Raw genomic sequence first — 26,939 nt, forward strand, 5'->3', positions numbered from 1 at the left:
TCTTTTTATTTACGTTGCCGCACCCACTTGTTCAAATTCCAACCCTTTTATACCATTTACTTCAATCAGGGTCTTGAAGTCCTCAGTACAATAATAGAAAGTGATGAGCTTCTTATCTCTGAAAATCTGTAATTCTCCTATATGTGCTTTGATAAATTTGATATTGTTGCTTTTCAACATTTCCATTGATTGTTGATAATCCAGATTTGAAAAATCTATTGCTTCTACGATATCCAGTACATTTAAAAAGGAAAAGACGGGTTCTCCCGATTCTATTATGATCGGCAATAACTCTATATTCATTTGGTTAAAGAGACTATCAAACTCATTCTTTATAAAAAGCATGTTCCCGTAGCTTCGAGCATCAAAATCTCTTTTCTTTGTTTGCTCACTGTTTTTTTCACTTTTTACGTCCGTAACATCTTCTAGCAGTTGAAACTCTGGAACCTTCCACATTCCGGCCAGGGTCTGACCTTTGAAATCCTTAAATTGATTGATGGTCACTTCATCCTTTGCAGAAATATTCTTATACGAATAGTCAGTTTGGATTTTATAGATATTCATTTCAATTGGTTCTTCTTTATTTATTTTTTTGTTTCTGTTTTTCTATTTATTGGGCATATCTGTTTTTCAATTTTTGGTTGAAGGACATTTCTGAAATTTATTTTTGAATGATTTAAGATATTTCAAAAAAATTGATATTATCCGAAAGTAAGTCGCTTTTTCCAGCATTTTCTAATTGCTTTTTTATTATCGTATAACGTTTATCATGCCTGTCCATTAATCGCATTTGGGCTTTTTTTAGTGTTTTGATTTTCGTTAGAACTTCGGAAAAAATTTTTGCAGGCACTTTATCTGCGCTTAGCAAGACAAATAAATATTCGATATTTGAGGTAATAAGTGTTTCGATTTCGTTCAGTTTGTGCATTGCGTTGATTTGTAATACCCTTAATTTTTTATTTTTACTAAAATCAGGTAACGCCGTTAATGCGAATTCATCTAAATATAGCTTTTTTAATCCTGTCGCATTTGAAATAAAATCAATGTTTTGAACTTTTTTTATTCCAGAAAGTTGCAAATACTCCACACTGTTAGATAATAACACCGGAAAATTTTCGCCCGCCTGACAATCACTAACAACTAATGTTTTTAATGAAATGCCATGTAAGACCGAAAAATCAATTTGTTGAAAATCGGATATGCTCAGTCCTTTTAAATTTTTTAGCCCACATAATGAAACTATTTCGGTGAATTTCCCTTGCAAATGGAGGTAATTTATATTGGGAAACTTTTCCAATAAACGCAGATCAGATTTTACATCCACATAAACGTACAACTCTGTTACCAACTCAATCATAGAAAATTCGGTGAAACTTTGTTGAGCTGCAATGGAGACACCTAGTTTCCTCACATTTTTCAGTTGCGATAATGTTTCAAAATCTTGTTTGGTATATGCATGATATTTATTGGATTTCTCAGGGTCTTGAAAAGGTAAGATAATGAGCTTTATATCGGGGCGTTTTGCGAACAATATTTTGTCTAAACTTTGTAAAAGATTATCGCTGTTATCATTTAATCGAAAATAAAAAATTCCGTCTTTGTCAATTGCGTTGCGGGCGTGTGTTTCTGAATAGGATTTGCATAATTTTTCCCATTCCGAATAATTAATTATAGAAAGATATTTAGTTGCTTCCATTCTTTTTTGCATAAAAGTTCAATTGAAAAATTACCGTCCCAAATTTTGCAAATCATCTCGCCTGACACAAACGGCGAAGCCCTCACCGAAGTACCCTCTGTTGGCGGTATTTTTTTTATCTTTTATAATTCGGTTCTTCAAGTAAAATCGGTATCGGGTTAAGGAGTACCCACTTTGTTGCAAGTTGGCATAAATAATTAAGTTCGTCCGTTTCTGCATCTCCAGTTTTGCGAATGTCTTGTACAAGTGAAGTTAGTTTTTCAAGTTCATTAACTGGCAGAGCGTTACTCGAAGCTAAATGCACAAGAAATGCGTCCAACATTTTTTTGAAATCAACATTCCAGTTCCCGCCCCCGTTTCTGTATATTTCATCTCTTACTTTTCCTGCAATTCGCACAACTTCTCCTTGCACTGTTTTTGCAGATCCCTTTGATGGAATTAAAAGTTCCCACAATTCTTCAAATTGTTTTTGCCAAGTAGTTCCACTTATAACAATTGGCGATACACCATCGTGCATAATCCGTTTTTTTACTGGCGGAACATTATATATTTCGTAAAGTTTGCTTAGCGCTTCGTCAGTTTCTTGCAGATAATCTTTGTTGAAATTTTCACGATGAAATTCAAAATTTTCTCCGATACGGGTAATGTTATCTTGCATTTTTTGAGTTATCGCTGCGTTTTTCAATAAGATATTCGATATTTCTACCAAATTTACGATGTCGATATTACTTGCACGGTTCAGCGCTCTTTCAAGAGGTGTCTCCCTATTTGCATTCAAAGCATTTGTATCAGCTCCGTATTCAATCAATTTTTTTACCGAAGTAACATTAAAACTACTTCCTGCTGCAAAATGCAAAGGTGTATCTCCATACTTGTCAACTGCATTGATATTCGCCCCAAGTTCTAAAAGTAGCGTAATCTTGCCACTTCGGGTCATTGCGTGTTGATGTAGTGCCGTACGTTCATAATAATCTACAGCCTCAATGTCTGCTCCGTTTTCTACCAGCCAACGAACTAGCTCGTCTGGAACATTGAAGAAACTAAGGGCAGTTGCTTTTCCATAACCGCCTCGTGCATCCAATTCACAGGTATCAAATACCTTTTTGAGATTGTCTATATTATTTTCGTTAATTAAATCGTCAAAATTTTTAGGAAGTGTTTTTTTCTTTTTTGCCATTTTGTTTCTCTTGGTTTTGGGGTTCAGTAAAATTGTTTACAACGTTGCAGGGTTTCTGCTCCGGCTCAAAATCGAGGCACACAAGCTGATATTATTACTAAAGTTCAATAGAAAAACTACTGTCGAACGTTGAAGTTTCACCCCCTATTGCAAAACCTTCGTTATCAGCAGTAGATTTCTCACTTTTTTATAATGCTGTTAATAAGGGTAGTTCATTTAAAAGTTTTTCTTTATTTCCATTTTCCAAATATCTTGGTAGAATATACAGTTTTTGCAATTTTTTAAGTGAACATAAAGCTGTGATGTCGTAATTCTTCTTTTCTACATTAAGTATAAAAGCAAGATATTTCAGGTTGGTCAGTTTTGATATTGGCTCCATACTTCTGACAGCTTGTCCCGTTCCGCTCATTTTTCCGTGGTCTAAATAAAGTTCTTCTAAATTCACGAGAGAAGATAATGGTTCTAAATCAGACATATTATTTATCTCGTGGATATACAACGTTTTAAGGTTCGTTAAACCTCTAAGAAAATTGATATTATCTACTTTCTTGATACTAGAAAGAATTAGCACCTCAAGATTTTTCAAAGGTGTTAAGTCTGGAATTTCATTTTGTTTGTTTATGCTTATATGAAGATATTTTAAATTTGGCAATGTTGAAAATACACCCACTCGCTCATCGTCAATTTCTCCTAATATTATTGCTTCAATATTTTTATTTCCGTTTAACGAAGAAAGGTTTGTATACGTCAATTTGAACTTTTTCAAAGGCGTTGACATTTCCAAAATCTTTGTGTCAGGAGGAATTGTAGATAAGTCAAAAATTCCACTTACAGCTCCTTTGAAAACGCCAAGATGTGCATAGTCGGCAACTGGGCTTTTCTTTTCTAATAAATAATTATTCCAATTCATATGTTTTAGCGGTTTTTCAAAGTTGCAGTTACTCAAAGATTGGGCAACTTTGTTGTTTTTAATTATTTACTGTTGCTTGTTACGTCTTAAAATTAAGATATTTTATGGTTCAATGGCAAATCATTTACAATTCACCGGGTTTCGTTTATGATTCGTAAAAAACGTATTTTGTACTTCAGCCCACCTGATGCAGAATCCTATTGGCAGTAGTTTCTTATCTTGTATAATTCTGTTTTTCAGGCAACTTACCAGAACAGATGTACATCACATCTGTATTATTTTTTTGGCAGCTCATTTATTTTACTTTATTTCATAAAAAATAACCCACAATTGAACGATCAAAGACGGAAGATGAGAGTCGTTATCACGGTAGACAGACTAAGCCTGGAAATGCCTTTCTGCATCGTAAGCTGTCTTCGTCAGGTGAAACCAAACGAGTAGTAAAAAAGGAAGTTTTGACAAACCTAACAGCAAGATATGACCATTACATCGCATGATATGATTAGCGAGAACTACCTGCGGCTTAACATTAGCTCGGGCGGCCTCTCCAGAGGTTCTATTGATTTTATTTCGGAAAAGATCAATTTCAATATTAGTGGTCGATCTTTTTTCAAAGGGATGGCGGCTATAAACCAACTCGAATTGGAATATAGCGATGGAAAATTGATTTTTATATTTAAGAACAAAAAGAATTTAGAGTTCAATTGCAGTTTAAAAGAATTTGAAAAAGTAAGTACACATATTAAGGCCTATGGATATCGTAAAACATATTAGAAAACATATAGATTAACAATAATCTTTTCCTTAAAGATGTTCAAAAAAACAATTAATCTAACTGATCAATTAGTTTTTGATTATGTAGGAATGACCTAATAAAGTCCTCCAATGAATCCGATATTACCGAATCTGTGTAATAAATCTTATTCTTCCCATTCTCATCATCCTTGTCAATAGCTAAATAAACACCTTCGTTTACTTCGAAAAAAAGAAGTTTTTCACCATGATACAAATCGTCATAAACCTCTAAATCTGGATCAGCTTCGAATTCATTCCGTTTTAAATTTACCTGAAATAAGGAAGTTGTATCTAACAATCTATTAATATCACCTTTAGATTTGTGGAAAAAGCCATAACCGATCTGCATATAAAAATCTTTTAATTCGGTCGGTAATTCATATCTAAATTCAGCCTCCGCTATTTTAACATCATTTTCTGATAATGGGTAGAATATACTATCCAAATCATTACTTCGGGTTTCATTTTGGACCCTATACTCATTTACAAAAAAGAAATTACTCATATTGTAATTTATAAAATCTAATCTTTAAATTAAGATAAAATTAGAAATCATCCGATGAAGCAATAGATCATAATTCAGGGCTTCATCCATGTTATCATCTCCTTACTACGATAGATCAATAATCTTACCTGCTGCTTGACCAATAACCTCAATATAAGCTTTTACATCGACAACCTGTAAGTTTTTACTGGCTGCTTTGCCACCCAATACTAAAGCAGGAACATATCCATAACATTGACCATATTCGAGTTTTGGCAGCTTTTCTTTTATTTCCAAAGAATCCTTAGAAAAAAAGGGTTTTTATGGGAAATAAAATATTCGTCAAAAAACGCATCAATTATATCAATAATAAACATTTATGGTTACTTTGTCTTTTTATTCGATCTTGCCTAAAGCTTGTGCAACGATGGATATATGTTCTCTTAATTTAACCCTTTGCAGATTTTCTACATTCTCCGCTCCCCCAATCCCTAAAAGAGGTACATAAGCATAACATTCATCTGCTTCAACTTGTCCAAGTTTTTCTTTCGCAGGTTGGTAATTGTCTAATAATAATTCTTCCGAGAAGTATTCCCAATCAGTCATTATAGAATTAAACAAAACATTGACTTTTCTTCCAACCACCTTTGAAACCCCATGTCGGATATTTATATAAATCACACTTCCACCTTCATATGAATATAGCCCCCCGAAAGCATCCCTGGCAAAACAAATTGAAGGTTCATGGATTGGAACATAAATTTCCTTTAAAATAGAATCAAATTGTATCGGATCAACAACCCAAAAAAATCCATCCATATAACTTCCAGTCCCATTCGCCATAAAACTAAAAAGCTCCTCCGGTAAGAAGCTTTTTACCTGTTCAAGGTGATCCTTTGGCCACTCGACCATATGCTCAATATTTCCGTATTTTTCAATAAATTTTTCAAACATAAACCTGCTATTACAATGATATTCATACTGCTGAATTTAGGACAAAATGTTAATAAACACACATCCAGATACACGATATCTAAAAAATGATCACTATTTCCAATGGTGACTACAAAGATGTCACTGTCAATCTCCGCTGTCAATGGTTACAAACGCCATGTCAAATCCCTATTTCACCCAATCTTTCCCACCGCCTGTGCTATCAAAGAAATATGCACTTTTAAATTTACTTTATCTAAATTTTCAGGTTTTTCAGTTCCCCCTAATCCCAAGGGCGGAACATAACCAAATGATTCCTCAAAATTTAGATCGCCTAATCTTTTTTTAGCCGGTATAAAATTTTTTCCAAGCAGGTCCGAATCAACATAAGATGAATCCGTCAAATCTTCAAAAAGATACTTTAATCCCGATTCTAACACTTGTGATGTCCCGTGTCGATAATCCAGCAGAACAGTATGGTTATTTTCCCAAATAATCAAATCTGACAAACCCGTTGCAAACATCACAATTGGGTTTTGATATACTGGACTATAAGATTCGCTTAAAATTGCAGAAAATTCATCTGGGTTTACTGCTTTTAAATAACCACCCATAAATGATCCAAAACCATATTCTTTCCAGAAGGCAATAAGTCCTTCAGGTAATTGACTTTGATACTTATCGATGATTTCATCCGCAGGTTTTTCCTGAATGTTGTAATCAGGATACTGGTTAAAAAATTCTTCAAACATAAATTTCTTAAGATAATGATTCTGTGAACATTAATTTTTCCCTTAAATAAGGTTTCCTATGTCTCCACGCACAATTATTAACATTGCTAAGCAAAGTCGATAATTTCACCTGCTGCTTGACCTATGACCTCAATATAAGCTTTTATAATTAATTCGGGAATTTGTTCCTCTAAAAATACGTTTGCTAAAGAGCTCCAGTCATAACCGTTTCCTTCAAAGCCTTCCTCTTCCCGTGGCTGGAAAATTTCAATTTTATATTCTCCTACATTCAAACATACCGAAACTCTGAATTGCATTCACTTATGAACGCCTAAAATAGATTTGCCCGTTTCCATCAAGATGTAAATATTTATGTAGATACATCTACATGCACATGTGTAAAGGTGAACTTCCTGCTTTGATGAAAGCAATGGGAATCGAAAAATTGACTATTTTTAGTGGAGGAAATTCAACACCTATGGTACTGAATGATCTTGAAAATTTTGATTCATGGTAATACGCCTTTTTATCCATAACCAATTATTTTTGTATTAGATCAGAGATAGTAATGTAAAGTACTGACTAAACTTGGAACATAAATTTATAAGGACTTCTATAGCTGGATAGCTCATTGTTTATGTCCCCGAATGTTTTCGGCTAATTTTTGCTGTGCCTTAGAAATAGATATAAGTGATATCATAATAGTATTTATCAATCAATAATGCCTATTACTAACATTATAGTAGTAGAAATATAATAAAATATTATTGCATTACCTCAATAGCGGACAACAATGTAACACCAGTCATTCCCATCGTTTCAGGATCACCCATCGAAAAGGAACATCCTTTTAAAATGGGGTACCTTCGATTGGTATTACTATATCATAAACAAGGAAGGTATGTGGAGTCTGTGGAAAAGATGAAGAAGGCCTATCACGAGAAACGGCCACGGGTAAACGGAAAAAATTAGAAAAAGCACCCGAAGGTGCTCTTTCATTTACTTTTTCCGTCTGGCCCATCTTCCGAGCAACTGGCTTGTCGCAAAACTGACCAGCGTTCCCAGAGCAGCGGTCACCAAGGTCTGCAGGATATCACCCAAAGATATACTCGCCCATAGCGAACATAACGTCCCGCCTACCGCTCCTATACGGATATCATTGATCTTCATCCTTCACTCCCCCTTCCCTGTCGCTCTTCTCCTTCTCGATCTCCCCTTTCTCATCCATGACAGATTCGATAATACCCACACCAATGGCGAGATATTTGATAATATTCAGTGCCTTGCCCGGCAATTTGACAGGGGCCAGCAGGATTACCTGCAAAGCCCGTCCGATTTTATTGATTACCTTTCTCATTTCTATTTTTTTTATGTCAGTCAGATCCTCAAAACCCGATTTCCAGCCAGACTTCTCCTTGTTCCAGCAGTGCCAATACTTTTTTATAGAGGGCACGATAGGCGGCTTTAGATTCAAAGATTTCATATTCACCGCTTGTTATGACATAGCGCTTCTCAAAACCAACCAAAAGGCAGCCCGAAGTATCCCCAAAGTTGTTGCCGATATGGATATATACATACGAATAGTCCGGGATCTGCGTGATCTCCAGCATGCCCCGATGTAGCTTGGGAAAATGCTTTTTATAACGTGAATTCATGCCACCATAGGTATTCAGCCTTATGGGATAGGTACCAGCCGGTATCGCCGTGCGCCCTTTGATCTTCTGGTCGCGAACGGCATCCTCCAGGCCATAACAGAAAAATTCCCCATTAATATAGACTTTGGAAAGCATGCTGTTGCTGGCCGCTTTAATCCGTCTGACTTTTATTATTGCTTTCATATTTACAGAAACATTATCATGTGTTACTAAACCCAGTTTAAACGATATGAACAGTAGTGGGGATCAGGGGCCAATCCATGGCTCCCGATCCATCTGACCACTAGCGTACCATCAGCGATACAGCTTCACACCAATCTCCGATCCCCTTTCCGTTACGCGCCCGCACGCGGACATAAACTTTTATGCCCGGATCAGCTATGGGCAGGTAATTGAGCCTGCTGGTAGTGGTGCGCATCAGTTCGCCCCATTCCGGTAATCCTGCCGCATCCAGCGAAGTTGCTATCTGATATTCATATTCCCAGGCATTACGCATCACATTGAAGGAAAAGCGTGTCTCGCCGCTCACCCGGCCATCCGTAACCTGCAGACCGCCCACGATTCCCGGATACCCCACCGCCTTTGGTACCGGCATCAGCTCAAAACCCGAACTCGCCAGGATCTGTTGATCGCCATTGGCAACGGTATTGACATAAAAGGCCATCTGCTTCATCAGTTCGAGCAGAAGATCACGTGCATTGTTTTTGGCCGCTATCTCCAGGGCACTCCCCCGCCGGCTTGCGATTTCATGCTTTTCCCTAAAATCATTTACCGCGGCACCATATGCCGTAAGCTCAGGCGCGGGTGTAGGGAAATGTGTGTTTCCAGTAATAAAGGATAATGTCCTTCCTGCGAGCGTCGCCAGTGAATAATCGTCCCAGCGCGCATAATTCTGATAAACTTTTGCTTGTCTCATTTTAATAAAATTTAAAATCCATGTATCCTATTGTTCAGGAGGGCCCTTCCTGTAGGATGACACAAATTTTAGCCAACAAAAGAGCAATAGCCAACTAACTGGCAAGGGCTGGCAACAAAGTCATTTTCCACGCAACTTACACGCAAAAAACAGGCATTATATGATATTTGACGGCAATAATCGCCCTAGTCCGTCCCCTCAATTGCTGGCGTGATACCGCAGCGGGAAAAGGCCACAATGTTGTTTTTAGCGGCCCTGTCCAAAAGCAGGAATGAGATGCTTATGCTCCGCCCCCTGCGATAGCACCACAGTCCAAGGAGAAAATAGCAGCCGACAATGTTATACCATATGGAGATGGACAGCTGACTGGAGCAAAAGAACGTGATCATTTATACGCATAAGCCATGCACAGGTAGTACATGCATGGCACAGTACCCCCATGAAAGAGAGCGGCTTGACCGTGTAGAGCCATCCCGGACTGAAACGGTATCACGGGCCACTCCTGTGCTCCGGTCCGACATAATCGAGCTGTGGCTGGTCACTGTTGTCACAGCTGTTCTTTCGGCTGTCGTCCAGCGGTATCCGGCCGATTTATATCAACAGGCGGCTACCGTCGCTCAAAAACCTTTGTGTATAAGCAGTGGAAGTACAGTTATTCCAAACAAGACGTGCTGCAGGAAGCAGCACGTCTATTTATTGCGAAGATATTGGCAATTATTATTACAGGGGTGATAGGCTGGTTCCAAGTATCCTTTTGCAATCTTTCCTGTGCTTATTGTCATATGACAATAAGCACTTTTGATCCTATTGTCTGATCAAAATATATGGGGCCATTATACTGTCGGGCATCCACGGCGCAACTTATAAAATACTGTGTCATGGAGCCTCCGGCGTTTCGGCAGATTGAAATACCGCCAGCAATTACCGGTACCTCGCCAACCTGATTTCTTTGACATTTCTTTGCCCCCGCAGTTGGTTACGGCAACCGGAGCGCGCACAAAATTTTATATTTTCCCCTTAGGCACACTATACCATTTAATGGCCGCTTCGACCTCCTGCCGTATCAGCCGTATCCGGCCATTTTTCTCCAGCGAAGTCAGCTCAGCCCTGCTGCGCATATCGTCCACTTTCCACCGCGAGATATGGAGCATATGTGCAGCCTCCTTGATTGTTACCAATTCATCCGGGCGGTAGGCCTCCGGATCAGATCCCTTATATACGGTCTGCTGCTGCCCGTCCGGCGGATCGGAAGTCAGGTCAGCAGGATTCGCGGCGACCATACAGTCCCGTATGTCATTGACCAAGCCGATAAGCTGGCTATTTTGCTTCAATAAAGTATGGATATAATGTTGGTGCTGTTCCATCAATTCGTTTATTTTTTCCATGAGCTGTAACATGGCAATATCTTTATACCGGACACCGAAACGCATATCGATGGTATGATTGCTACACCTATCAGATTACTGTCCAGCATGTTAAAAAATCCGTTCTTTGCCTACGACTAAATGTTGAACCGTTCCAGCAATCGAGATTCATCCATTTTACGCAGGTTGTTATAGTCCCAAAAACCAATAAAATTATCTTTCAGCCGGCGCGTCGATATCAGCCAGCCATCCAATTTGGAGCAGGTATAAACTTCTTCCAAAGATGTACGGTAAGGCGGACGCAGCTGCAGCAGCTTATTACCCTGTCTATTAGGTATGCCGATGAGCTCTTTTTTACAAAAAAGCATATTGACAAGAACGTTTTGACTTGTATTGACAAACCATGGATTGGCCAGCACCTTTAATTGCCCCTCTCCATTCAATAACATTTTCATCCCATTGACCAGTATCACAAAGTAAACACCTGCGGATTTATGTACCAAAACAATATGGTACATACAGAGATCGCCCTCAAAATCTAGGGGATACTGCAAATAAGCCTGTTGGAAATACGTAAAGAGCACATCCACCGAGCGCTCCTGCCGCCATAGCTGCAAGACCTCACTTTCTCTTGATTCCAGCACCGACAATCTGGCTGAAAGTACTTCCTTTGTTCTCAGCAGTTCATCCTTTTCATTTCTCATCCGACGTTTGGCGGCAGAAAGATCTTCACAAGTTGTAGTCAGGCTACCGATCTGCTTCCTGAGCACACGCTGCTCCTCTTCGAGCACCCGGCTATTTTTAAATGTAAAGAGCGCATTTAAGGGATAGAAATACAGATAGCTGCAATAACTAATCAGCGGGATGGCAAAAAACCAAAAATCCGCTGCGAAGTAAGCCGCAGAAAACAGCGATTTCGCCGAAACCGCCGTAAACGTAAAGTAAAGTACCAGCAGATGGCACAGCCAAATGGGCAATGCCGTACAGCTGACAAAGAAGACGAGGCCAGTTCCATTCCGTTGTTTGACAAATCTATTTCCCGATGATTGCAGCCTGTGGCTGATCAGGGCAATAAAATACAGGTATAATACGGTCAGTGGGATTGTCGCAGCTATGGTGCCCACCATAATGGGATCCCTTTCCAGCCGTGACATGGGGTAAGGCCAGGCGCTGCCCAGATTAACCATAAGTGCAAAAATAAATATTCCGATAAAATAGTAACAGTTAAACAGGCTAATCAACTTCCCCATAATCGTGTTAAGTTAAAAAATTAATGACAAAGCAGCCCTAAGTTAACAAAAAACAGCATATAACGGTATCTTAAAAAATAATAATAACGCATGTTTAGCTTAAAAATAAATTTAGAATAAACTATTTTACAAGTTATTTCATTTTTTACTGAAACAAAATGTACACAACCAGGTACATTACCTATTTTACCTCATATACAGCTTGATTTGCGATAAAAATCTGTTTTAAATTTGTACAGCCGATAAGCTGTCGCAGCAGCAGTTTACATTATAATAAAATAAATATACTTCCCTTACGACCCGGGTACACGGGTTATGGGACATCATTTACACTCAAATAAACAAACATGAAAAGCACATTTGACAATGCCGGTGTAGGCCAGTTTCAGTACAAGTTTTTGCTGTTGCCTTTAAGCGCACGCGCTACCCTCATTCATTCCGTCCGGAGCAACTTTCCGCTGTTTTTACTGGATAATTTTGAATTCAGTCCGAGTCAGCAAATGGAGATCCAAAATATGTCCGCTGCTTTTGCGAGCGAGGTTTCGGAAGGCATCGCCAATACCTGGGAGTCAGGACAAAGCGTTATTTTTCAGAAGGATGCCAAACCCGGAGAAGGCGAACATGTCAAGGATCGCGTTTACCACAACCCGAATTCACCCACCCAACGTCAGGCAGGGACAGCCTGGCTACCCGTATCCATTTATATCAGGTATCATTTGCCGTAGGTACCCTTAGCGAAATATTGGACCGAACCCGATCCCTTTCACTAATATTCCCATATAACCAATATAACCTATTATGCAATTATATTTTGAGATTATGGATCTTTCTCCAGCACTGACCAGACACGCAGGTCCGGTCAGTGCTGGATCTGTCAAGCTCTCCGGCGCTCATTCCAGCCATTGGAAGAGCGGCGATGACTGGCTACAGCAAGAGATTTTAACTACCCTGACGGGGACGGTCTATTGTATACAGGCGCACATCAGCAGCCCCCTGACGGTGCGCGTAAAAGTCAACCATCCCTTTATCCAACTTTTCTATATGATTAAGGCACAATCTGGTATGATTTTACAACAGCATGGACAGCAGCAACAATACTCCATGCAGCCTGAGCGCGCGGTCTACATGTATGCGCCCCCTGCCGACTATACAGTCCATCTTGAAAGTGGCAGTTACCTGGTCTATGGTTTTTGTTTCGAACCCGAGATCCTGTTTGGCCAGCACGCCGATATCCATCCCTTTTTTCAGCCTGTGCTCAAGGCACGGCGGGCCGTGTATCAGCATCTGGTCACGAGCATGGATTTCCGTGCAGAGAAAAATACCCGCGACAAGATCCTGGAGCTTCAGCAGAAATTGTCACTCGGCAAAGAAAGCTCGGCGTTCAGTATCCTCATGACCTTGAAAGATCTCTTTGCACTGAGCATCAGAAAAATACAGATCGAATACGAGCACCATCAGGCAAGCCGACTACTGGTCGATCTGGCACGCAGTAATATCGAACAACATTACAGAGACAGCGATACCGGTATCAGCATAGACAGCATAGCTGACGCGCTCTGCCTTTCCAAATCACGTCTCAACAAGCTACATCGCCTGCATTACGGCTGCACGATCAGCCACTATTGCAAACAATGTCGGCTTGCAAAAGCCAAGGCCCTTTTGCAGCTTGGAGAAAAAATAATTGCAGTGGCACTACTATGTAGTTTTAGGGACGAGACTTCCTTTCACAAATATTTCCTGCGTGAGACGGGAATGACTCCCGATGCTTACAGAAAAAGCCTGCTCTGAGCATCGATATGCAAAAAATTCATTTTGGACAGTCTTTCGGATCAAAATGGACAGCTTTTTCGTTTGATTCAGTCCTTAACTTTGGTATAAGATGATACGACGGATTATCAGGGGTTTTATTTTATGTTAGCGTCCAATCATCATATCAGCATGGGGTGAATTAAAATAACTATAGTATGCACAAACAGCAGCAACAGACAAATGGCAAAGGACAGGGGAATGGCGGAGGCTCGATGATGCGTCCGATCGTTGTGGACAGCGATCCGAAGTGTGGCGATCCAGCAAAGCTGCAGGAGCCTGCCGCCTGCCCTGCGGGGGATCCGTGGATCCTGCCGGATAGCTGTTGCGGCACAGGTCTGACCGTACGGCGGTACAGGCGTAAGTTTGCCGTATTCCCGCGTTGGCGGTATCGATTAAGCCGATTTTGAAAAAAGTCAAAAGACCTATTCATCATGTTTTCAGTTGGAGCAGATGACAGGCCAACGCAGCTAGAATCCGGCCGGTAACTAGTCCGCTGTTGTAACCGGATATAAAACTAAAGTTGATTATAGTAAAAGATCAGAGGTCGATATGGCATGGTTTTCATTAACTGGCCCTAATGCTTCTCATCCCGACAGCTATACATTACAAGGATCTCAGCCAACCTGCCCTGGTACAGAACGCATCTGTGCTATTCAGGCGAATGCTGACGGTAACAATAAGCCGATTATCACGACTGCGCTATATGCGGAAATGGTGGATGCTTTAGATACCCAAACTCCTTCAGCTAATGTAAAGCTTAAGGATAGAGCTTAGGACAATGGAAATAGGCGATCGCCAATTGTGAAAGGGTACGGTTGCTTCCGTACCCTTAATTCATTATATCTGTGCTACTTCTTCGATCACAAATGCAGGAAAATCAGCATACCCCTCTTCCAAAAAACAACCGTACCGCCGTAGCTGTTCATTCAGTTCTTCCAGTGTATCATAAGTACCGATATCCATGGGAATATCAGCTTGTTTCTGATCGGACACCAATGGAAAATCTTCATTCAATGACATGAATTTACAGAAGACATCCGTGTTCGCATATTGCACCATATTCCCAAAACTTCTGTTCGACTTGATGACTGGGCATTCCTTCAAAATTAAACATTTTTGCCTTTTGAGCGACCAATATGATTTAAGTCCCAAAAATGTCTGTAGGTCATTTAATATCAATCGACCATAAATAGAATCAGCATACTCCACTTTGTCCACTCTTTCGTAGCTCACCGCATATTTCACGTCCCAAGCTTCGGCTTCTTGGGTGTAATTTTCATATACGCTTGAGTCCCTTACCTTCCAGATTACCTGCTCTTTCCTGAGAAGTGCTGTCGGTTTTTCTATCTTGCGCCAAGCCATCAACAGCGCCCTATAAATGGAGCGGTTATACAGGGAAGCTCGATAATTTGAGGTGATGCTGTCTCTTTCAAATTTGAGTCCTTGCGCATTTACACCATTTTGATAGCCTGTCAACCATACCCCCAACATTGATTTCCCCCTATTTTTTACCAGGTTCCCCTGACCAAAATCATCTTTTAGCGGCAAGTCAATAGTTCCATTTTTGAGAAGTAAATGGATGTTTTCTGCTGTGATCAATCGATGGAATGTAATTGCCTGTACTTTTCCTTTGTATAGTATGACAACATGTGGTGCCGATTGATAAGGGAAGTATCCACGCAATTGCCTGTCATTGTAAATGACAGGTAAGTTGACCTTTTTTTCTTTTAAAAATTCATTGCCCCGAAAAAATTTTAGCAATGTGTTTTGGTCCTGCCAGGTCACATTAATAATCTGAATTTGCTTGGAAAACTGATTTTGTAGCGCCTGTATATGGGGCATTGAGGAAATGCAAACCGTACAAAAGGTGTCAAAAAAATCCAAGATGACGATTTTATCTTTCATATCTTTCCAATTCAGTGTTTTTGCATCACCACGCATGAAATTCACATTTTTAAAGCCGTCAAATTTATCGCCGACATGCAGTCTTGCACCGGGATCGGCCGGACCGCTTCCCTGTGCAAAGGTACATGCACAGGAAAAGGAACAATACAGGCAGAGGATCACTAAGAATCCAGTAATAGCTTTATAATTTATCATCATCATATTTATCTTTTATTTTGGGGGATTTCACCGAGTGTAACGACCATCTCCGATAGACGGTAGGCATATTTGGTACTATTTGGATCCAATGTATAGAACTGATCACCCAGTTTACGGGTGAGTACCACTGCAAACCGAGGGTCAAGATTGAGACGCTTCAGATCGGACCAGCGACGTCCCCGATAAACCAGTTCCTTCCTTCTCTCCAAAATAATCATTGTCAGTAATTTATCCGGATCCCTTTCGGTCCAGTTCACGAACCGCCCTGTTTTCCATCTGGATTTCAGCAGGCTGTTCATGGTTGACAGGGCTACATCTATTTTTCTCAATCTCGCAGCTGACTCAGCTTTTACCAGATAAATTTCACTGGTACTCAGACCTACAAACAGATTGTTACTGGAATTATCAAAACTCCCCTTAAAATGATAAGCGTCTCGCAATTCGCTGGACGCTTCAAAAAACAGCGTTTTTCGTAGATCATCCGCTTCATACAATTTGTACAAAACTGAATCTACATATGATCTATCAGCATTCATTAGACCTGTTGATTTGCTAACAGCTGGAAAAAGCACTTCCTTATTGAAACGGGCAAAAGGAAGTCCGACGGAATTACTCAAAGAATTGAAATCAATCAAGTCGGGGTATATTTTTAGGCAGGAATCAGCATATAAATATGCTTTTTCAAACTCCCCCATATCCAGATAGGCTCTACTCAGGCCGGCATAGGCTGATCTCAGAGCAGGCTTTCCCAGATAGGGATTTTCTACGGGAAGATTTGAAACTGCCGCCTGATAACCCAGGATAATCTGCCGATAGGTATCCTCCAGGGTCCCACGTAATGATTGTCTGTCAATTCCCGGGGTCAGGCGCAGGGGAATACCATACTCCGATCCAGCAGTTGAATTTTGATAAGCGCTACAAAAAGTACCTGCCAGTTGATGAAAAGCAAAAGCCCGAAAAAAGTGGGCTTCCCCCCATAACCTTGCATACCGACCCGGATCATCCGACGCGTTTAGACCCGCTAATACTTCCAAAACCTGATTGGCATTATTTACAGCTTTGTATGGCCCTCGCCATTGTGTGGCATCCTCATAGGGAAGATCCGCCCAGATATACGTGTTTCGTTCGTCGATATCCGATGCAGATTCCCAGAGGTCACCGGTTAAAAAATAATCATCAGATCCCAGTTCGCCGTATTGGGGATAGTTCGTATTCATTGTTGAATAATCATTCAATAATAGTTCTGCATCGTTCAGGCTTCGTGGTACAACCAGTTTGATATCGGGCTTTTCATCCAAAAAGTTTTGACAGGCTGTCAAAGTACAGCATGCACAGATGACCATGTAAATAAAAAACTTCTTCATTTTTTTAAGAATTAAAGGTTAAAGTTTAGGCCCAGAGCGTACGTACGTGGATCGGGGATCGAAACACCATATTCGGTATCGATGCCGTATCTGTTTGCCCGCCAGATCGTACAGATATTCTGTACATAGGCATATAGACGGCAATCTTTAAAGCCAAAGCGCTCCGGCCAGCCCATCTGATAGCTGACTTGAATATCGCGGAGTTTTATCTGACCGGCATTCCCCACCAGCACAGAAGACCTTCTATAGACATTGCTCGCACTGGACTTATTGGGATATACAAATGCAGGGACATCGGTCGTCCGTTCATCACCCGGCTGCTGCCATCTATCTGCATAATCTGCATAGCCTATATAACTGTTTATAAAATCGTCATTATTAAAACTTTTCCGCAAAAACACATGTCCCAGACTGTAACTTACATTGGCTGACAATTCCAGATTCCGCCATCTCACCGAGTTTCTCAAACTCCCAAAGTACAGTGGTCTGACCGAGCCATGATTTTCAAGTTCCGACACGCTCTGGGCAATAATACCAACGTAATCGTTTGACACAGCACCGTTCAGATATGCCCGAGGCGAGCCGTCCGCCGGATCCAGTCCCGCCCATTTATAGGTCAGCAGGCTATATAGATCCATTCCTTTAAACGGTGTAGTGATCTGCCCACCGGCACCTGACATATACAAAAAGGATATATCCGACGGGTTCGTATATGCTTTGACAACCTTGGTCCTATTGTAGGAAAAAACAAGGTTATTGTCCCATTGCCAGTCCTTTGTCCGAACAGGGATATTATGAACGGAAATATCCCAGCCCTTGCCTTTTAGGTTTGCATAGTTGATACTCAAAGAAGTAAATCCTGTGGTTGGATCCACGGGAGCATTTGAGATCAGGTCCTTACTGTATTTACTATAATACTCAATACTCCCATTGACCCGATTGCCCAGGATATTAAAGTCCAGTCCAAAATTCAAGTTCCCGACACGTTCCCATTTTAGTGAAGGATTTGGCGGCCTGTTCATCATGGCATAGTTCTGCCCGGTGATATAATGTGTATCACTTATGATATTGATAACCGGGTAGGCGGATACCGTATTATTGACATTCCCGTTATATCCATATGTGCCCCTTAACTTTAAAAATTGTACCGGGGTATATTTCCAGAACCTTTCGCTGCTCAGGACCCAGGCCAAGCCAGCTGACCAGAACGGCTGCCCACGGTCATTTGATCTTACACCAAATAAATTGGAAGCATCCTTTCGAAAGCTCCCACTGACGATATAGCGGTCCCGATAACTATAGGAAGCATTGGTATAATAGGAGACAAACCGGTTTGAAGTGGCCTCATATCTATTTCTGTCGATCAGGTTATTAGTCCCCTGTTTCCCATTGAGAACAGGGACAGATCGCCCATATTGCACAGACTGGAAACTACCGGTCTGGGGATCGAAGCCATAATACTGCGACACCCGCATTTCTTTTCTTAACTGTCTCATTTCATACCCCATTAACAAGTTCAGTTGGTGTTTTTCATCCCATTGTTTTGAATACTCCGCATTCAGTCGGCCGTGATGTATTTTACCATTGTTTAAAAATGTAAGCATGTAATCCCCGACCGGCAATGCCCAGGTAACCTTTGTCGGATTCCAGCTGGCGTAATAATTGAGCTCATTGCGCATCACATACGAGCCGATACCGCGCCAGTCCTCGATGGGATTATTTGTACGCTGGAAGGAATAGAGTGCACTTAAACGCACTCCAAAATCAAACGAATAATTTGCCGATATGTTGGCTACAACTTCCTGAACTTTTTGCGTTTCCCTGGAGGCATCCAGCTCATTCAGTGGTGTATACATCCAATCCATCAGCCGACCACCAGCGACAGTATCAATATAACTCCTATTCTTACCGCTGAAGTTGATTGTCTTGGGTGCGCCGTTTTCATCGGCTAATTTTAAATAAGGATAATTCCCCGGCCCATTTCCAAAATATTGAAATTCAATGGGGTCAAAAGGTTCCTTAGCTTTCGAGTCCGTGTAGGTGATCCCAAGGTCAAGCAGTAAATTTTTGGCAGGCTCATACTGGGAAACAGATTTCAGCACCAAACGCTCGTAGGAGGTACGTACAACGTTATTTCTATTGTTGTCGTATCCTGCTGAAAACAATGTATTCACCCTTGCCCCTCCGCTTTTGATCTGCACATTATATTGTTGGTTTAATCCTTTGCGATAGATATACTTCATAAAGTCATCCCGGATATCAAGCTGGCGGAGTTTATTCAGTTCGGTATCCAGCTGCTGCCGGCTGATTTTTCCGTCCTGCTGGTCTTTGAAAAGCCATAGGACAGGCTCCGGGTTTGAATTATATTTTGTAAAAACCGACTTGTATTTTCCTTTATCAAATAAAATTTTCTGGGCATCAATGTAATCGGATGTATTCATCTGCTGATAGTAGTATAGATCGGGTTTGTCTTTAATCGTAAAGTTTGTATTGAACGATACCTGGGTTTTTTCATTAAACTTCCCTTTTTTTGTGGTGATCACAATAACACCATTACCAGACTGCGCTCCCCATATACTTGCCGATGCGGCATCCTTCAATACGGATATATTTTCAATGTCATTGGGATTGATGTTATTGAAATTACCCAGACCATATTCAGCTAATTTGCCCTCATAAGGTATCCCATCCACTACAATCAGCGGCCAGATATTGCTTCCCAGCGTACTTACGCCGCGTACATTTACATTTAAAAGATCGCCACGGTTGTCACTGAACATCTTTGAACTCGATATACTCGGCACCACATCCTCCAGACGGCTCACAAAATCCGTGGATACCTTCCGGTTGAATAGTTTATTGTCCACGAACTCAAAGCTTCCCGTTGCCCTTTCCTTGGGGATCTTCTGATAGCCCGTGGAAACGACCTCCACTTCTTCCAGTTGATTCTCCAATGGCATCAATTTTACTGATAATGATACACCAACAGAATATGGCATCGCTAAGGGCTTATAACCGACATGGCTAAACTCGACGCTTCCTTTAGAAGCTAATACGGGTACTGAGAAAGAGCCATCACTTTTGGTGGATGCTCTCCCCTTTTCATCTTCGATTCGAACCGATACGCCCTGTATCGGTTTACCATCCAGTACCGAAACCACTGTACCAGATACCGTTAAAGACCCATTGGCCCCGCTGTCCTTGCGGGGCGTCTGAGCCGATAAACTAAACATAGAAAACATAAAGACCACAAATAATGAAGCCTTTATATTCTTTAATGCCTTTGAAAGGCAAATAAAATCATTTAAAATATTAAGAGCCTGTTTACTGACAGCTCCCAACAAATAGGCAATACGCTCCCCGTTGCAAAATTTTTGCATGTTAAAAATGTGTTGTGCAAAGGCCATAACTATGGCTAGTGCTGATCCAACAATAAAGAATTAGCTTATCCGAAAAGCGCCGTCAAAACGGTTACTAGGCATTGATTAGGAATAATTATGGCGCTTCCTACCGGAAATAAAGAAGAACCGACCCATAGCATACTATTGTATTACAATAAAAAGTAATGGTAAAAAGTTTGGATTCAATAAAACTTTGCTTAATTTTAAGGTGCAAGATTAAAACAAGCTGCAACATTGGCCAATATTACCTTTTTATGCAATCATTTAAATGTATAGGTCGGTGACAGGGATATAAAGATGGAAATTAAACTGAACTAGGTTCAGCCGCCTTTTCATTTGTAAGGAAAGTTAACTCCTCTCCTTTTCTATGCTCTTTACAGCCTGTTTTTGATTAAGCGCAATCTATTCGGGCGCGCGGAATATGTTCTTTAAAAGTGATTTGCGGGAATACCTCGACAAGCGATCTCTGATCGAGTGCGTGTGATGGATGGTGTTTGTTCTTTTCGTTCTCATAATCGTTTTCGGTTTTTATGTGAACGAGTCTTTTTTCAAGAACGACACCAGCAGTGTCGGCCCTTGCTCCTCCTGTAATTAGTTGGAAAATCCGGCTTAATGGAGTAAAACCATTCAGATAGCAGTTGCCCACTACCTTACCCTACAGAAGTACAAACGCAAGGACCGTCTTACTGGATATGCTTGTAAAGATAAACATTTCCAGTAATAATAGACGATCCACGTGCACTCTCTAGGGTATTTATTTTAAGCCGGATTTATTCCCAAATAGAGAGACTCGTTTTAATACAACAATGTTGTTATATAAAATTCGCTATTACATTCACAAAGATAATAGTTTGACGTAAAAAGTCAAACTTTTTGTAAGAAAAATATATGATTAAAATTAACAGATTGGCTGAAGTTCTCGAAATAAAGAAGATAACGAATAGAGAACTAGCTGAAAAAATTAAAAAAACTGAGGAAACTGTCTCAAGGTGGGTTAATAATCATCGGCAGCCTCCTCTTACTGAGTTGTACAAAATTGCGAAACTACTTGATACAGATATTCGTGAGCTGCTGTATCCAACAAAGCCATAACTATTTAGTCCTATTTACTATAGTTCGCAGAAAGACATTAATGCATAGCTACGCAAATAATTCTAAAATTTATGCCAGAAAAAATACCAAAAACCAAAATTGAATGGGAAATCGTTAAATTGGTTAGAGAGATAAGGAATAAAAAAAAAGTAAGTCAAGCGAAACTTGCTAAAATGCTCGGAGTAACTTCAGGATAGGTAGGCCAGATTGAAATAGAAAACTCTCCGAGTATGTACACCTACGATCAGTTAAACAAACTGGCAACGGGATTAGAGTGTAGCCTAAAGGATTTTATGCCTGAAAAGCCTATTAATATTGATTTCGGCTAGAAGCTAAAAAAGAAGTGAATACAAAGTTTTAACTTTCTCCAAGCAAAGAAATCGGATATGTTACCAATCTTAAATATCCTGATTTACAAATCAATACCGGAGAGGAGTATATTCTCAAATTGAATTAGATTCCTGTAAATTAAGAAGTCCGGCCAGACAGATTAAATGAATTTATAAACTTATCAGTATGCCACTTGAAATTCAGACAGATAGATTAAAATTATTACCGTTTACAATACAGATTTGTGAGGAAGCATTATCAAGTTCGACTTCACGTCTTACAGATTTAGGTATTATGCCTACTAGAGATTGGCCAGATCTGGAAACTTTGGATACATTGCCAAGAATTATAAATAATTTAAACAAAGTACAATCGCCTACCGGATTTGAATCATGGATGGTTATTCATAAAAATACAAATATATTAATGGGAGATATTGGATTTAAAGGTGCTCCTAATGAATATGGTGAGGTTGATCTTGGATATGGCATTGTTCAGACCGAAACTAAAAAAGGATATGCAAAAGAGGCTGCCTTAGGGTTAATAGAATGGGCATTTAAACAAGTAGGAGTTAAAGCGATTACAGCCAATTGTTCAGAAGAGAATTTCGCTTCACAAAAAGTATTAACTTTTCTAAATTTCAATGTAGTTAAAGAGTATCAAGGAATGATCTATTGGAAGTTATTGAGCACAAACTAGTTTTGGCTCCACATGACTTGAATTACAGTTAGAGGAATTATAAATGTAAAGAAAGGTAAAAGAGGAAACTAAAGAATAAGATATGAACATAACCCTTAGTGTAAATAGAGATTTGAACGCGGATGACATTCTACAACTATATCAAGCTAATAAATGGAGTGCAGCCGAAAAACCAGAATTACTGATAAAAGCACTCTTAAATTCGCATTCTTTAGTTACTGCATGGGATGGTACAACATTAGTAGGCCTCGGGAATGCCATTTCCGATGGATATCTGGTGGTATATTATCCGCATCTACTAGTGCTACCCTCCTATCAAGGCAAAGGGGTTGGTCGTCTGATTATGGATAGAATGCAAGAGATTTATAAGGGTTTTCATATGCAGATGCTCACTGCTGATGGAGATGCTATCGACTTTTATAAAAAGAACGGCTTTGAAAGAGCAGGACAAACAGAGCCAATGTGGATCTATTCCGGTGGTGACCATTAAAGCTGAATTGTAGGGCATTAAATGTAAATTTTAAATATTGATTGGATCAACTATACACTAATTGAATATGGAAAAGAGCTATGGCTTTGAAGTATCCTTGAACGGGAACAAAGTAACAAGAGCAGGTATATCAAAAGAGAACTACGTGGTGAATTGTATTATAGGCTCTGTACATCGAGAAAATGACAGTGGAGGATTATATATGCAAATTGGCGGATTGGATAGTGATTTGGATATGCATTTCAGTTGGCTAGGTGAACAACTCAATCACGGTGATAAGATATCGATAGAAGTAATCGATGGCGAGTTTGATGAACCTACCTCAAAAAGTAAGGCTCTCACCGAACAAGAAATCAGAGAACAAAAAATGAAACATTACCTTCAGCTGAAAGAAGAGCTGAAAGATTTTTTGCAAGAGTGATCCAAATCTTAAATTATGGACGGGTAAGTAAATTATATTGATTATCAATTGTACGAGCTGAAAGTTGCAGACACACAAATATTTATCAAATTTTATGACTTACTTCGTATGTCATAAATTTACATTATAACCTAATAAAAAAATCGTTTATGTATAAATTACTTTTAATCACTTTTCTTACCGTCTGTTGTCTAAATAGTAGTTCAGCACATTATCCTATTAACGCTGTAGCTATGATACAAAATAGTTATTCTTATGCGTATATACGAGTAGAAGGAAAATTCCTGTCAAAAAAACTAAAGGTGAAAGTTGATCTAGGTGATTCGGATGAGCAGATCGCGGATGGCGAAAAGCTGTCCGAAATATTGACCAATAAAAAATCTTATGCCGCCGTATTGAATTATATGTCGAAGATTGGATTTGAATTAGTCAATACTTTCGATTTAACCGATAACTATAATGGCTCAGGCGGAACTTCTGGTATTATCTACGTTATGAAAAAAGCTAAGGAGAATTAACGATCACTCTTGACATGCAACTTAGCAAACTTATTATTGCCGCAATTATAACTATAGCAGCTGGGCTATATATAGTTAAACTAACACAAAAGAAAAATCTGACTATACAAAATCAGAAGGGACAATCGAATATTTGGCATTAGAATATGACCGCCATCCGCATAACAACCATGGCAAATACAGATATCTCAAAATAGATACCTACCCTATAGCTCTTTCATGAAAAATATTATGATATTTATACTATGGGAGAAATTTTAAATAAACTAAATATCAACCAAGAATTCTTAGAAACTATTAAAACCAAATAGTTTATCCAACGAAAGATTCTTATCGCACAAAAATAGAAGAAGAGTTTTTATATCCCTATAAATTTGACAAATGAAAATAGTAAGTTACGGTGACGGAAGTATACAGGATATACAAAAATTGGAAGAAAGTTTTAGTATAAAACTTCCTGAGGATTATAAAGATTTTTTGCTCTCCTCTGATGGAGCAGACATTGTCGATGGAGTTTTCTATGTAAAGGATTTGAAACAAAAAATATTAATGGGCGGATTTTATCCTGCAAAATCTGAACGTGGTGGTGTTGATTTAATGTATCAAAATAAGGAATATGGAGATGATATTCCTGATAATTCTCTTCTAATAGGTTCTGATGCAGGAAGTGGCTGGATTCTTTTAGTTAATGATGGAGAAAATAATGGTATTTGGTATTATGATCATTCTTACTTTTTTTCTCAATCATCAGATGAATTGAATACTTATTTTATTTGCGAAACATTTACTGATTTTTTAAAAATGTTAGAGACAACTCCGCCTCCGACTGAATAATTTTTTATAATAATCAAATTGACTCCCTGTAAAACCGAGTTTTTATTTTAAATCCAGGTTCTTCATAATCTTTTAGAAGAACAAAGAAGTTAGACTCTTAGCAAGACCAGTTTGTCCAGGAAATTTATAGACACAACTATCTATTCAATCTTGAATAGATAAAACCGAATAACTCCTTTACAGAGACTGCTATTTTAATGCAAAAGCACAAATGAAAAAAATACTATTATTAACTACTTATTGTATTCCTTTTATAGGTTTCGCTCAGTTACTGACCGTTTTCAAAAATACTGTAGATTCAATATATGATAAAAATAGGGATGCCATCGGAGTCATTGTCCATGTTGAAGCCCCGAAACGTAATATTTCCTGGAGCTACGCAAAAGGTATCGCAGATACCAAAACAAACAAACCGCTGGATTATCAACAGCCTGTTTTGATTGCGAGTAATACTAAGCCTTATGTAGCTGCTGCAGTACTGAGGCTTGTTGAAAAAAGAAAAATTACTATTGATCAACCGATTAAAAAATTATTGACGGACAAAACACGTCGACTGTTCGAAGGAGATGGTTATGATTTGGATGCAATTACAGTAAAGCATTTATTGTCGCATACATCCGGAATACAGGATTATGTCGATGAAGCCTATTTTGAATTTGTCAGTTTACATCCTACCTATAAATGGAAAAAAGAGGAACAGATCGAGAGATCGATTGAAATCGGTTCTCCCAAGGCTGTCGGTCAAAAATTTAGTTATGGAGATATAAATTATTTGCTCTTAACCGAAATTATTGAACAAAAAACGCATCAGCCATTTTATACAGCGATAAGGGATTTACTAAAATACCAAGAATTAAATCTGACAAAGACATGGTTTATTGATTTAGAAAAATATCCCTCAAACACGATGCCGCTTGCGCATCAATACGCAGACAAGTATAAATGGGACTCATATGATATTGATCCGTCATGGGATCTGTACGGTGGCGGTGGAATTGCTACGACAGCAAAAGAATCTGCGCTGTTTTTCCAATATCTGTTTGAAGGGAAGATTATCCAAAATGAGCAACTATTGGAAGCGATGCATACCTATGTATTGCCTTCGGATCAATCTAAATACTGTTTAGGACTTTATCATTTTGATATGGGATTCAACGCTTATTACCATGGTGGTTGGTGGGGCACAGATGTTATTTATTCACCAGAATCCAATGCAACTATAACTGTTTTTACCTTACAAAAAGGATTTCAACATATCGTGAATCCATTTATCGGAAAGGAATTTCAAAAATTATTGATCAAAAAGTAGCAGTATTGAATCTATTTTTTCATTACCTTCGCTGGACCAGATATGGAAAGGCTTACTGCACGACTATTATGATCCTTTTCCGCAGGTTTTGCACTATGAAGAAATATGATAGATTGAATCATACTTGATCAGTTCAAATATGTCTTCATTACTCGATATAGTTTTTAGCACAAAGTTAAATCGAAGAACGAATGTTGAACATTGTACAAATACCCAATCGAAACCGTTCAGCCCCGCTTTTGGCAATACCTTGTTAGCGGCAGTATTATTCGGCCATGGATAGAATTTGATTTGCAATATTTCTATCTTTATTGTCTGTCAAATTTCTTAAAACTGGTGAAAATCCTTTAAAAAGGAAAAGGCTGCTTTACACTCCCCTCTATCTAGAGCTTCTCGATCTCTTCGGCGGTAAGTTTGGTACAGCGTATAATCAATTCTAATGCAGCTCCCTCCTTTTTCAATTCCCGAGCAACCTCAATAGATTTCTTACGCTCCCCTTCTGCCAATCCCTTCTCCATTCCTTTCTCCATGCCTTCTGCCAACCCCTTCTCCATGCCTTCTGCAATTTTACGTTCTTGCTCCTCAATCTGCCATTGACGAACAACCTCTGCATCCCATTTGCGCTTTAAACTGATGTCATACATAGCCTGATCCTCCT

At 39.4% G+C, this 26,939-nt stretch carries 31 protein-coding genes and 1 pseudogene; 12 read left to right on the top strand and 20 right to left on the bottom strand.

Features of this window, described 5'->3' with window-relative positions; translation table 11 throughout:
* Positions 1–9: 9 nt before the first annotated feature.
* From DCO56_RS14555 to DCO56_RS14570, 4 genes are all read right to left on the bottom strand, one after another.
* Complete coding sequence (locus tag DCO56_RS14555; RefSeq protein ID WP_108634484.1) at positions 10–564, bottom strand: hypothetical protein; 555 nt, start codon at positions 562–564, stop codon at positions 10–12.
* Between the two features lie 112 nt (positions 565–676).
* Positions 677–1,696, bottom strand: a complete 1,020-nt coding sequence (locus tag DCO56_RS14560) for a leucine-rich repeat domain-containing protein (protein ID WP_181390559.1) — start codon at positions 1,694–1,696, stop codon at positions 677–679.
* Between the two features lie 115 nt (positions 1,697–1,811).
* Positions 1,812–2,873: an ankyrin repeat domain-containing protein gene (locus DCO56_RS14565; RefSeq protein WP_108634486.1), complete on the bottom strand. Its 1,062-nt coding sequence runs from the start codon at positions 2,871–2,873 to the stop codon at positions 1,812–1,814.
* Between the two features lie 187 nt (positions 2,874–3,060).
* Positions 3,061–3,783, bottom strand: coding sequence for a leucine-rich repeat domain-containing protein (locus tag DCO56_RS14570; RefSeq protein ID WP_108634487.1), 723 nt, complete (start codon positions 3,781–3,783; stop codon positions 3,061–3,063).
* A gap of 477 nt (positions 3,784–4,260) precedes the next feature.
* Here DCO56_RS14570 and DCO56_RS14575 point away from each other — a divergent pair, with 477 nt between their 5' ends.
* A complete protein-coding gene (locus DCO56_RS14575) occupies positions 4,261–4,557 on the top strand; it encodes a hypothetical protein (protein WP_108634488.1) in 297 nt (98 codons plus the stop codon).
* Between the two features lie 52 nt (positions 4,558–4,609).
* Here the strand turns inward: DCO56_RS14575 and DCO56_RS14580 are convergent, their stop codons facing one another.
* The 11 genes from DCO56_RS14580 to DCO56_RS14625 form a co-directional block, all read right to left on the bottom strand.
* On the bottom strand, positions 4,610–5,083 hold the full coding sequence (locus DCO56_RS14580) for an SMI1/KNR4 family protein (RefSeq protein ID WP_108634489.1): 474 nt from the start codon (positions 5,081–5,083) through the stop codon (positions 4,610–4,612).
* Positions 5,084–5,188: 105 nt separating this feature from the next.
* The gene (locus DCO56_RS14585) at positions 5,189–5,359 is read right to left on the bottom strand and encodes a T6SS immunity protein Tdi1 domain-containing protein (RefSeq protein ID WP_108634490.1); all 171 of its coding nucleotides are present in this window, start codon (positions 5,357–5,359) and stop codon (positions 5,189–5,191) included.
* A 99-nt stretch (positions 5,360–5,458) separates the two neighbouring features.
* Positions 5,459–6,016: a T6SS immunity protein Tdi1 domain-containing protein gene (locus DCO56_RS14590; protein WP_108634491.1), complete on the bottom strand. Its 558-nt coding sequence runs from the start codon at positions 6,014–6,016 to the stop codon at positions 5,459–5,461.
* A gap of 173 nt (positions 6,017–6,189) precedes the next feature.
* The gene (locus tag DCO56_RS14595) at positions 6,190–6,747 is read right to left on the bottom strand and encodes a T6SS immunity protein Tdi1 domain-containing protein (protein WP_108634492.1); all 558 of its coding nucleotides are present in this window, start codon (positions 6,745–6,747) and stop codon (positions 6,190–6,192) included.
* 86 nt (positions 6,748–6,833) lie between these two features.
* A complete protein-coding gene (locus tag DCO56_RS14600) occupies positions 6,834–7,043 on the bottom strand; it encodes an Imm51 family immunity protein (protein ID WP_108634493.1) in 210 nt (69 codons plus the stop codon).
* 682 nt (positions 7,044–7,725) lie between these two features.
* On the bottom strand, positions 7,726–7,896 hold the full coding sequence (locus DCO56_RS29320) for a hypothetical protein (RefSeq protein WP_165306769.1): 171 nt from the start codon (positions 7,894–7,896) through the stop codon (positions 7,726–7,728).
* Complete coding sequence (locus DCO56_RS14605) at positions 7,883–8,083, bottom strand: hypothetical protein (protein WP_108634494.1); 201 nt, start codon at positions 8,081–8,083, stop codon at positions 7,883–7,885. Before DCO56_RS14605 ends, DCO56_RS29320 begins: the two co-directional genes overlap by 14 nt.
* Positions 8,084–8,111: 28 nt before the next feature.
* On the bottom strand, positions 8,112–8,564 hold the full coding sequence (locus DCO56_RS14610) for a DUF5675 family protein (protein WP_108634495.1): 453 nt from the start codon (positions 8,562–8,564) through the stop codon (positions 8,112–8,114).
* Between the two features lie 100 nt (positions 8,565–8,664).
* Complete coding sequence (locus DCO56_RS14615; protein WP_108634496.1) at positions 8,665–9,297, bottom strand: hypothetical protein; 633 nt, start codon at positions 9,295–9,297, stop codon at positions 8,665–8,667.
* 1,004 nt (positions 9,298–10,301) lie between these two features.
* A complete protein-coding gene (locus tag DCO56_RS14620) occupies positions 10,302–10,727 on the bottom strand; it encodes a helix-turn-helix domain-containing protein (RefSeq protein ID WP_108634497.1) in 426 nt (141 codons plus the stop codon).
* A 71-nt stretch (positions 10,728–10,798) separates the two neighbouring features.
* A complete protein-coding gene (locus tag DCO56_RS14625; protein ID WP_108634498.1) occupies positions 10,799–11,911 on the bottom strand; it encodes a hypothetical protein in 1,113 nt (370 codons plus the stop codon).
* 347 nt (positions 11,912–12,258) lie between these two features.
* Here DCO56_RS14625 and DCO56_RS14630 point away from each other — a divergent pair, with 347 nt between their 5' ends.
* Positions 12,259–12,636 (top strand): hypothetical protein, encoded by a 378-nt coding sequence (locus tag DCO56_RS14630; protein WP_108634499.1) that lies wholly within the window; start codon positions 12,259–12,261, stop codon positions 12,634–12,636.
* A gap of 73 nt (positions 12,637–12,709) precedes the next feature.
* Positions 12,710–13,699 (top strand): helix-turn-helix transcriptional regulator, encoded by a 990-nt coding sequence (locus tag DCO56_RS14635; protein WP_108634500.1) that lies wholly within the window; start codon positions 12,710–12,712, stop codon positions 13,697–13,699.
* Between the two features lie 169 nt (positions 13,700–13,868).
* Here DCO56_RS14635 and DCO56_RS29080 read toward each other — a convergent pair whose 3' ends face one another.
* Positions 13,869–14,153, bottom strand: a complete 285-nt coding sequence (locus tag DCO56_RS29080; protein WP_146191072.1) for a hypothetical protein — start codon at positions 14,151–14,153, stop codon at positions 13,869–13,871.
* A 116-nt stretch (positions 14,154–14,269) separates the two neighbouring features.
* Here DCO56_RS29080 and DCO56_RS14645 point away from each other — a divergent pair, with 116 nt between their 5' ends.
* Positions 14,270–14,494 (top strand): hypothetical protein, encoded by a 225-nt coding sequence (locus DCO56_RS14645; protein WP_108634502.1) that lies wholly within the window; start codon positions 14,270–14,272, stop codon positions 14,492–14,494.
* Positions 14,495–14,557: 63 nt separating this feature from the next.
* Here DCO56_RS14645 and DCO56_RS14650 read toward each other — a convergent pair whose 3' ends face one another.
* Genes DCO56_RS14650 through DCO56_RS14660 form a run of 3 tightly spaced genes read right to left on the bottom strand, consistent with a single transcriptional unit; the run spans position 14,558 to position 20,567 of the window.
* Positions 14,558–15,826 carry a TlpA family protein disulfide reductase gene (locus DCO56_RS14650; RefSeq protein WP_108634503.1) on the bottom strand — a complete coding sequence of 423 codons (1,269 nt, stop codon included), beginning with the start codon at positions 15,824–15,826 and terminating at the stop codon, positions 14,558–14,560.
* Positions 15,827–15,828: 2 nt separating this feature from the next.
* Positions 15,829–17,187, bottom strand: coding sequence for a RagB/SusD family nutrient uptake outer membrane protein (locus DCO56_RS14655; RefSeq protein ID WP_108634504.1), 1,359 nt, complete (start codon positions 17,185–17,187; stop codon positions 15,829–15,831).
* Between the two features lie 11 nt (positions 17,188–17,198).
* The gene (locus tag DCO56_RS14660; protein WP_181390560.1) at positions 17,199–20,567 is read right to left on the bottom strand and encodes a SusC/RagA family TonB-linked outer membrane protein; all 3,369 of its coding nucleotides are present in this window, start codon (positions 20,565–20,567) and stop codon (positions 17,199–17,201) included.
* A 909-nt stretch (positions 20,568–21,476) separates the two neighbouring features.
* Between DCO56_RS14660 and DCO56_RS14665 the strand changes: the two genes are divergently transcribed.
* From DCO56_RS14665 to DCO56_RS14695, 8 genes are all read left to right on the top strand, one after another.
* The gene (locus tag DCO56_RS14665; RefSeq protein WP_108634506.1) at positions 21,477–21,680 is read left to right on the top strand and encodes a helix-turn-helix transcriptional regulator; all 204 of its coding nucleotides are present in this window, start codon (positions 21,477–21,479) and stop codon (positions 21,678–21,680) included.
* 71 nt (positions 21,681–21,751) lie between these two features.
* Complete coding sequence (locus DCO56_RS29880; RefSeq protein ID WP_281259384.1) at positions 21,752–21,877, top strand: hypothetical protein; 126 nt, start codon at positions 21,752–21,754, stop codon at positions 21,875–21,877.
* A 319-nt stretch (positions 21,878–22,196) separates the two neighbouring features.
* Positions 22,197–22,709 (top strand): GNAT family N-acetyltransferase, encoded by a 513-nt coding sequence (locus DCO56_RS14670; protein WP_108634507.1) that lies wholly within the window; start codon positions 22,197–22,199, stop codon positions 22,707–22,709.
* 82 nt (positions 22,710–22,791) lie between these two features.
* Positions 22,792–23,199 carry a GNAT family N-acetyltransferase gene (locus tag DCO56_RS14675; RefSeq protein WP_108634508.1) on the top strand — a complete coding sequence of 136 codons (408 nt, stop codon included), beginning with the start codon at positions 22,792–22,794 and terminating at the stop codon, positions 23,197–23,199.
* Between the two features lie 67 nt (positions 23,200–23,266).
* Positions 23,267–23,620, top strand: coding sequence for a hypothetical protein (locus DCO56_RS14680; RefSeq protein WP_108634509.1), 354 nt, complete (start codon positions 23,267–23,269; stop codon positions 23,618–23,620).
* Between the two features lie 233 nt (positions 23,621–23,853).
* Complete coding sequence (locus DCO56_RS14685; protein WP_108634510.1) at positions 23,854–24,138, top strand: hypothetical protein; 285 nt, start codon at positions 23,854–23,856, stop codon at positions 24,136–24,138.
* 381 nt (positions 24,139–24,519) lie between these two features.
* Positions 24,520–24,972 carry an SMI1/KNR4 family protein gene (locus DCO56_RS14690; protein ID WP_108634511.1) on the top strand — a complete coding sequence of 151 codons (453 nt, stop codon included), beginning with the start codon at positions 24,520–24,522 and terminating at the stop codon, positions 24,970–24,972.
* Between the two features lie 211 nt (positions 24,973–25,183).
* Positions 25,184–26,281, top strand: coding sequence for a serine hydrolase domain-containing protein (locus tag DCO56_RS14695; protein WP_108634512.1), 1,098 nt, complete (start codon positions 25,184–25,186; stop codon positions 26,279–26,281).
* Between the two features lie 383 nt (positions 26,282–26,664).
* Here DCO56_RS14695 and DCO56_RS14700 read toward each other — a convergent pair.
* Positions 26,665–26,939: pseudogene (locus DCO56_RS14700) on the bottom strand (Rpn family recombination-promoting nuclease/putative transposase); the annotation flags it as partial.

This window comes from Sphingobacterium athyrii, assembly GCF_003071065.1.
Taxonomy (GTDB): Bacteria; Bacteroidota; Bacteroidia; order Sphingobacteriales; family Sphingobacteriaceae; genus Sphingobacterium; species Sphingobacterium athyrii.

What these genes read in the sequence shown, in the direction of transcription:
- DCO56_RS14575 (WP_108634488.1), top strand. Translation starts at nt 4,261, where the DNA reads ATGACCATTACATCGCATGATATGATTAGCGAGAACTACCTGCGGCTT.
- DCO56_RS14560 (WP_181390559.1), bottom strand. Translation starts at nt 1,696, where the DNA reads ATGGAAGCAACTAAATATCTTTCTATAATTAATTATTCGGAATGGGAA.
- DCO56_RS14635 (WP_108634500.1), top strand. Translation starts at nt 12,710, where the DNA reads ATGCAATTATATTTTGAGATTATGGATCTTTCTCCAGCACTGACCAGA.
- DCO56_RS14580 (WP_108634489.1), bottom strand. Translation starts at nt 5,083, where the DNA reads ATGAGTAATTTCTTTTTTGTAAATGAGTATAGGGTCCAAAATGAAACC.
- DCO56_RS14670 (WP_108634507.1), top strand. Translation starts at nt 22,197, where the DNA reads ATGCCACTTGAAATTCAGACAGATAGATTAAAATTATTACCGTTTACA.
- DCO56_RS14605 (WP_108634494.1), bottom strand. Translation starts at nt 8,083, where the DNA reads ATGAGAAAGGTAATCAATAAAATCGGACGGGCTTTGCAGGTAATCCTG.
- DCO56_RS14690 (WP_108634511.1), top strand. Translation starts at nt 24,520, where the DNA reads ATGAAAATAGTAAGTTACGGTGACGGAAGTATACAGGATATACAAAAA.
- DCO56_RS14695 (WP_108634512.1), top strand. Translation starts at nt 25,184, where the DNA reads ATGAAAAAAATACTATTATTAACTACTTATTGTATTCCTTTTATAGGT.
- DCO56_RS14680 (WP_108634509.1), top strand. Translation starts at nt 23,267, where the DNA reads ATGGAAAAGAGCTATGGCTTTGAAGTATCCTTGAACGGGAACAAAGTA.
- DCO56_RS14645 (WP_108634502.1), top strand. Translation starts at nt 14,270, where the DNA reads ATGGCATGGTTTTCATTAACTGGCCCTAATGCTTCTCATCCCGACAGC.
- DCO56_RS14595 (WP_108634492.1), bottom strand. Translation starts at nt 6,747, where the DNA reads ATGTTTGAAGAATTTTTTAACCAGTATCCTGATTACAACATTCAGGAA.
- DCO56_RS14600 (WP_108634493.1), bottom strand. Translation starts at nt 7,043, where the DNA reads ATGCAATTCAGAGTTTCGGTATGTTTGAATGTAGGAGAATATAAAATT.
- DCO56_RS14630 (WP_108634499.1), top strand. Translation starts at nt 12,259, where the DNA reads ATGAAAAGCACATTTGACAATGCCGGTGTAGGCCAGTTTCAGTACAAG.
- DCO56_RS14620 (WP_108634497.1), bottom strand. Translation starts at nt 10,727, where the DNA reads ATGCGTTTCGGTGTCCGGTATAAAGATATTGCCATGTTACAGCTCATG.
- DCO56_RS14610 (WP_108634495.1), bottom strand. Translation starts at nt 8,564, where the DNA reads ATGAAAGCAATAATAAAAGTCAGACGGATTAAAGCGGCCAGCAACAGC.
- DCO56_RS14650 (WP_108634503.1), bottom strand. Translation starts at nt 15,826, where the DNA reads ATGATGATGATAAATTATAAAGCTATTACTGGATTCTTAGTGATCCTC.
- DCO56_RS14675 (WP_108634508.1), top strand. Translation starts at nt 22,792, where the DNA reads ATGAACATAACCCTTAGTGTAAATAGAGATTTGAACGCGGATGACATT.
- DCO56_RS14590 (WP_108634491.1), bottom strand. Translation starts at nt 6,016, where the DNA reads ATGTTTGAAAAATTTATTGAAAAATACGGAAATATTGAGCATATGGTC.
- DCO56_RS14555 (WP_108634484.1), bottom strand. Translation starts at nt 564, where the DNA reads ATGAATATCTATAAAATCCAAACTGACTATTCGTATAAGAATATTTCT.
- DCO56_RS14660 (WP_181390560.1), bottom strand. Translation starts at nt 20,567, where the DNA reads ATGCAAAAATTTTGCAACGGGGAGCGTATTGCCTATTTGTTGGGAGCT.
- DCO56_RS14570 (WP_108634487.1), bottom strand. Translation starts at nt 3,783, where the DNA reads ATGAATTGGAATAATTATTTATTAGAAAAGAAAAGCCCAGTTGCCGAC.
- DCO56_RS29320 (WP_165306769.1), bottom strand. Translation starts at nt 7,896, where the DNA reads ATGAAGATCAATGATATCCGTATAGGAGCGGTAGGCGGGACGTTATGT.
- DCO56_RS14665 (WP_108634506.1), top strand. Translation starts at nt 21,477, where the DNA reads ATGATTAAAATTAACAGATTGGCTGAAGTTCTCGAAATAAAGAAGATA.
- DCO56_RS29880 (WP_281259384.1), top strand. Translation starts at nt 21,752, where the DNA reads ATGCCAGAAAAAATACCAAAAACCAAAATTGAATGGGAAATCGTTAAA.
- DCO56_RS14565 (WP_108634486.1), bottom strand. Translation starts at nt 2,873, where the DNA reads ATGGCAAAAAAGAAAAAAACACTTCCTAAAAATTTTGACGATTTAATT.
- DCO56_RS29080 (WP_146191072.1), bottom strand. Translation starts at nt 14,153, where the DNA reads ATGATGAATAGGTCTTTTGACTTTTTTCAAAATCGGCTTAATCGATAC.
- DCO56_RS14685 (WP_108634510.1), top strand. Translation starts at nt 23,854, where the DNA reads ATGATACAAAATAGTTATTCTTATGCGTATATACGAGTAGAAGGAAAA.
- DCO56_RS14655 (WP_108634504.1), bottom strand. Translation starts at nt 17,187, where the DNA reads ATGAAGAAGTTTTTTATTTACATGGTCATCTGTGCATGCTGTACTTTG.
- DCO56_RS14615 (WP_108634496.1), bottom strand. Translation starts at nt 9,297, where the DNA reads ATGAGACAAGCAAAAGTTTATCAGAATTATGCGCGCTGGGACGATTAT.
- DCO56_RS14625 (WP_108634498.1), bottom strand. Translation starts at nt 11,911, where the DNA reads ATGGGGAAGTTGATTAGCCTGTTTAACTGTTACTATTTTATCGGAATA.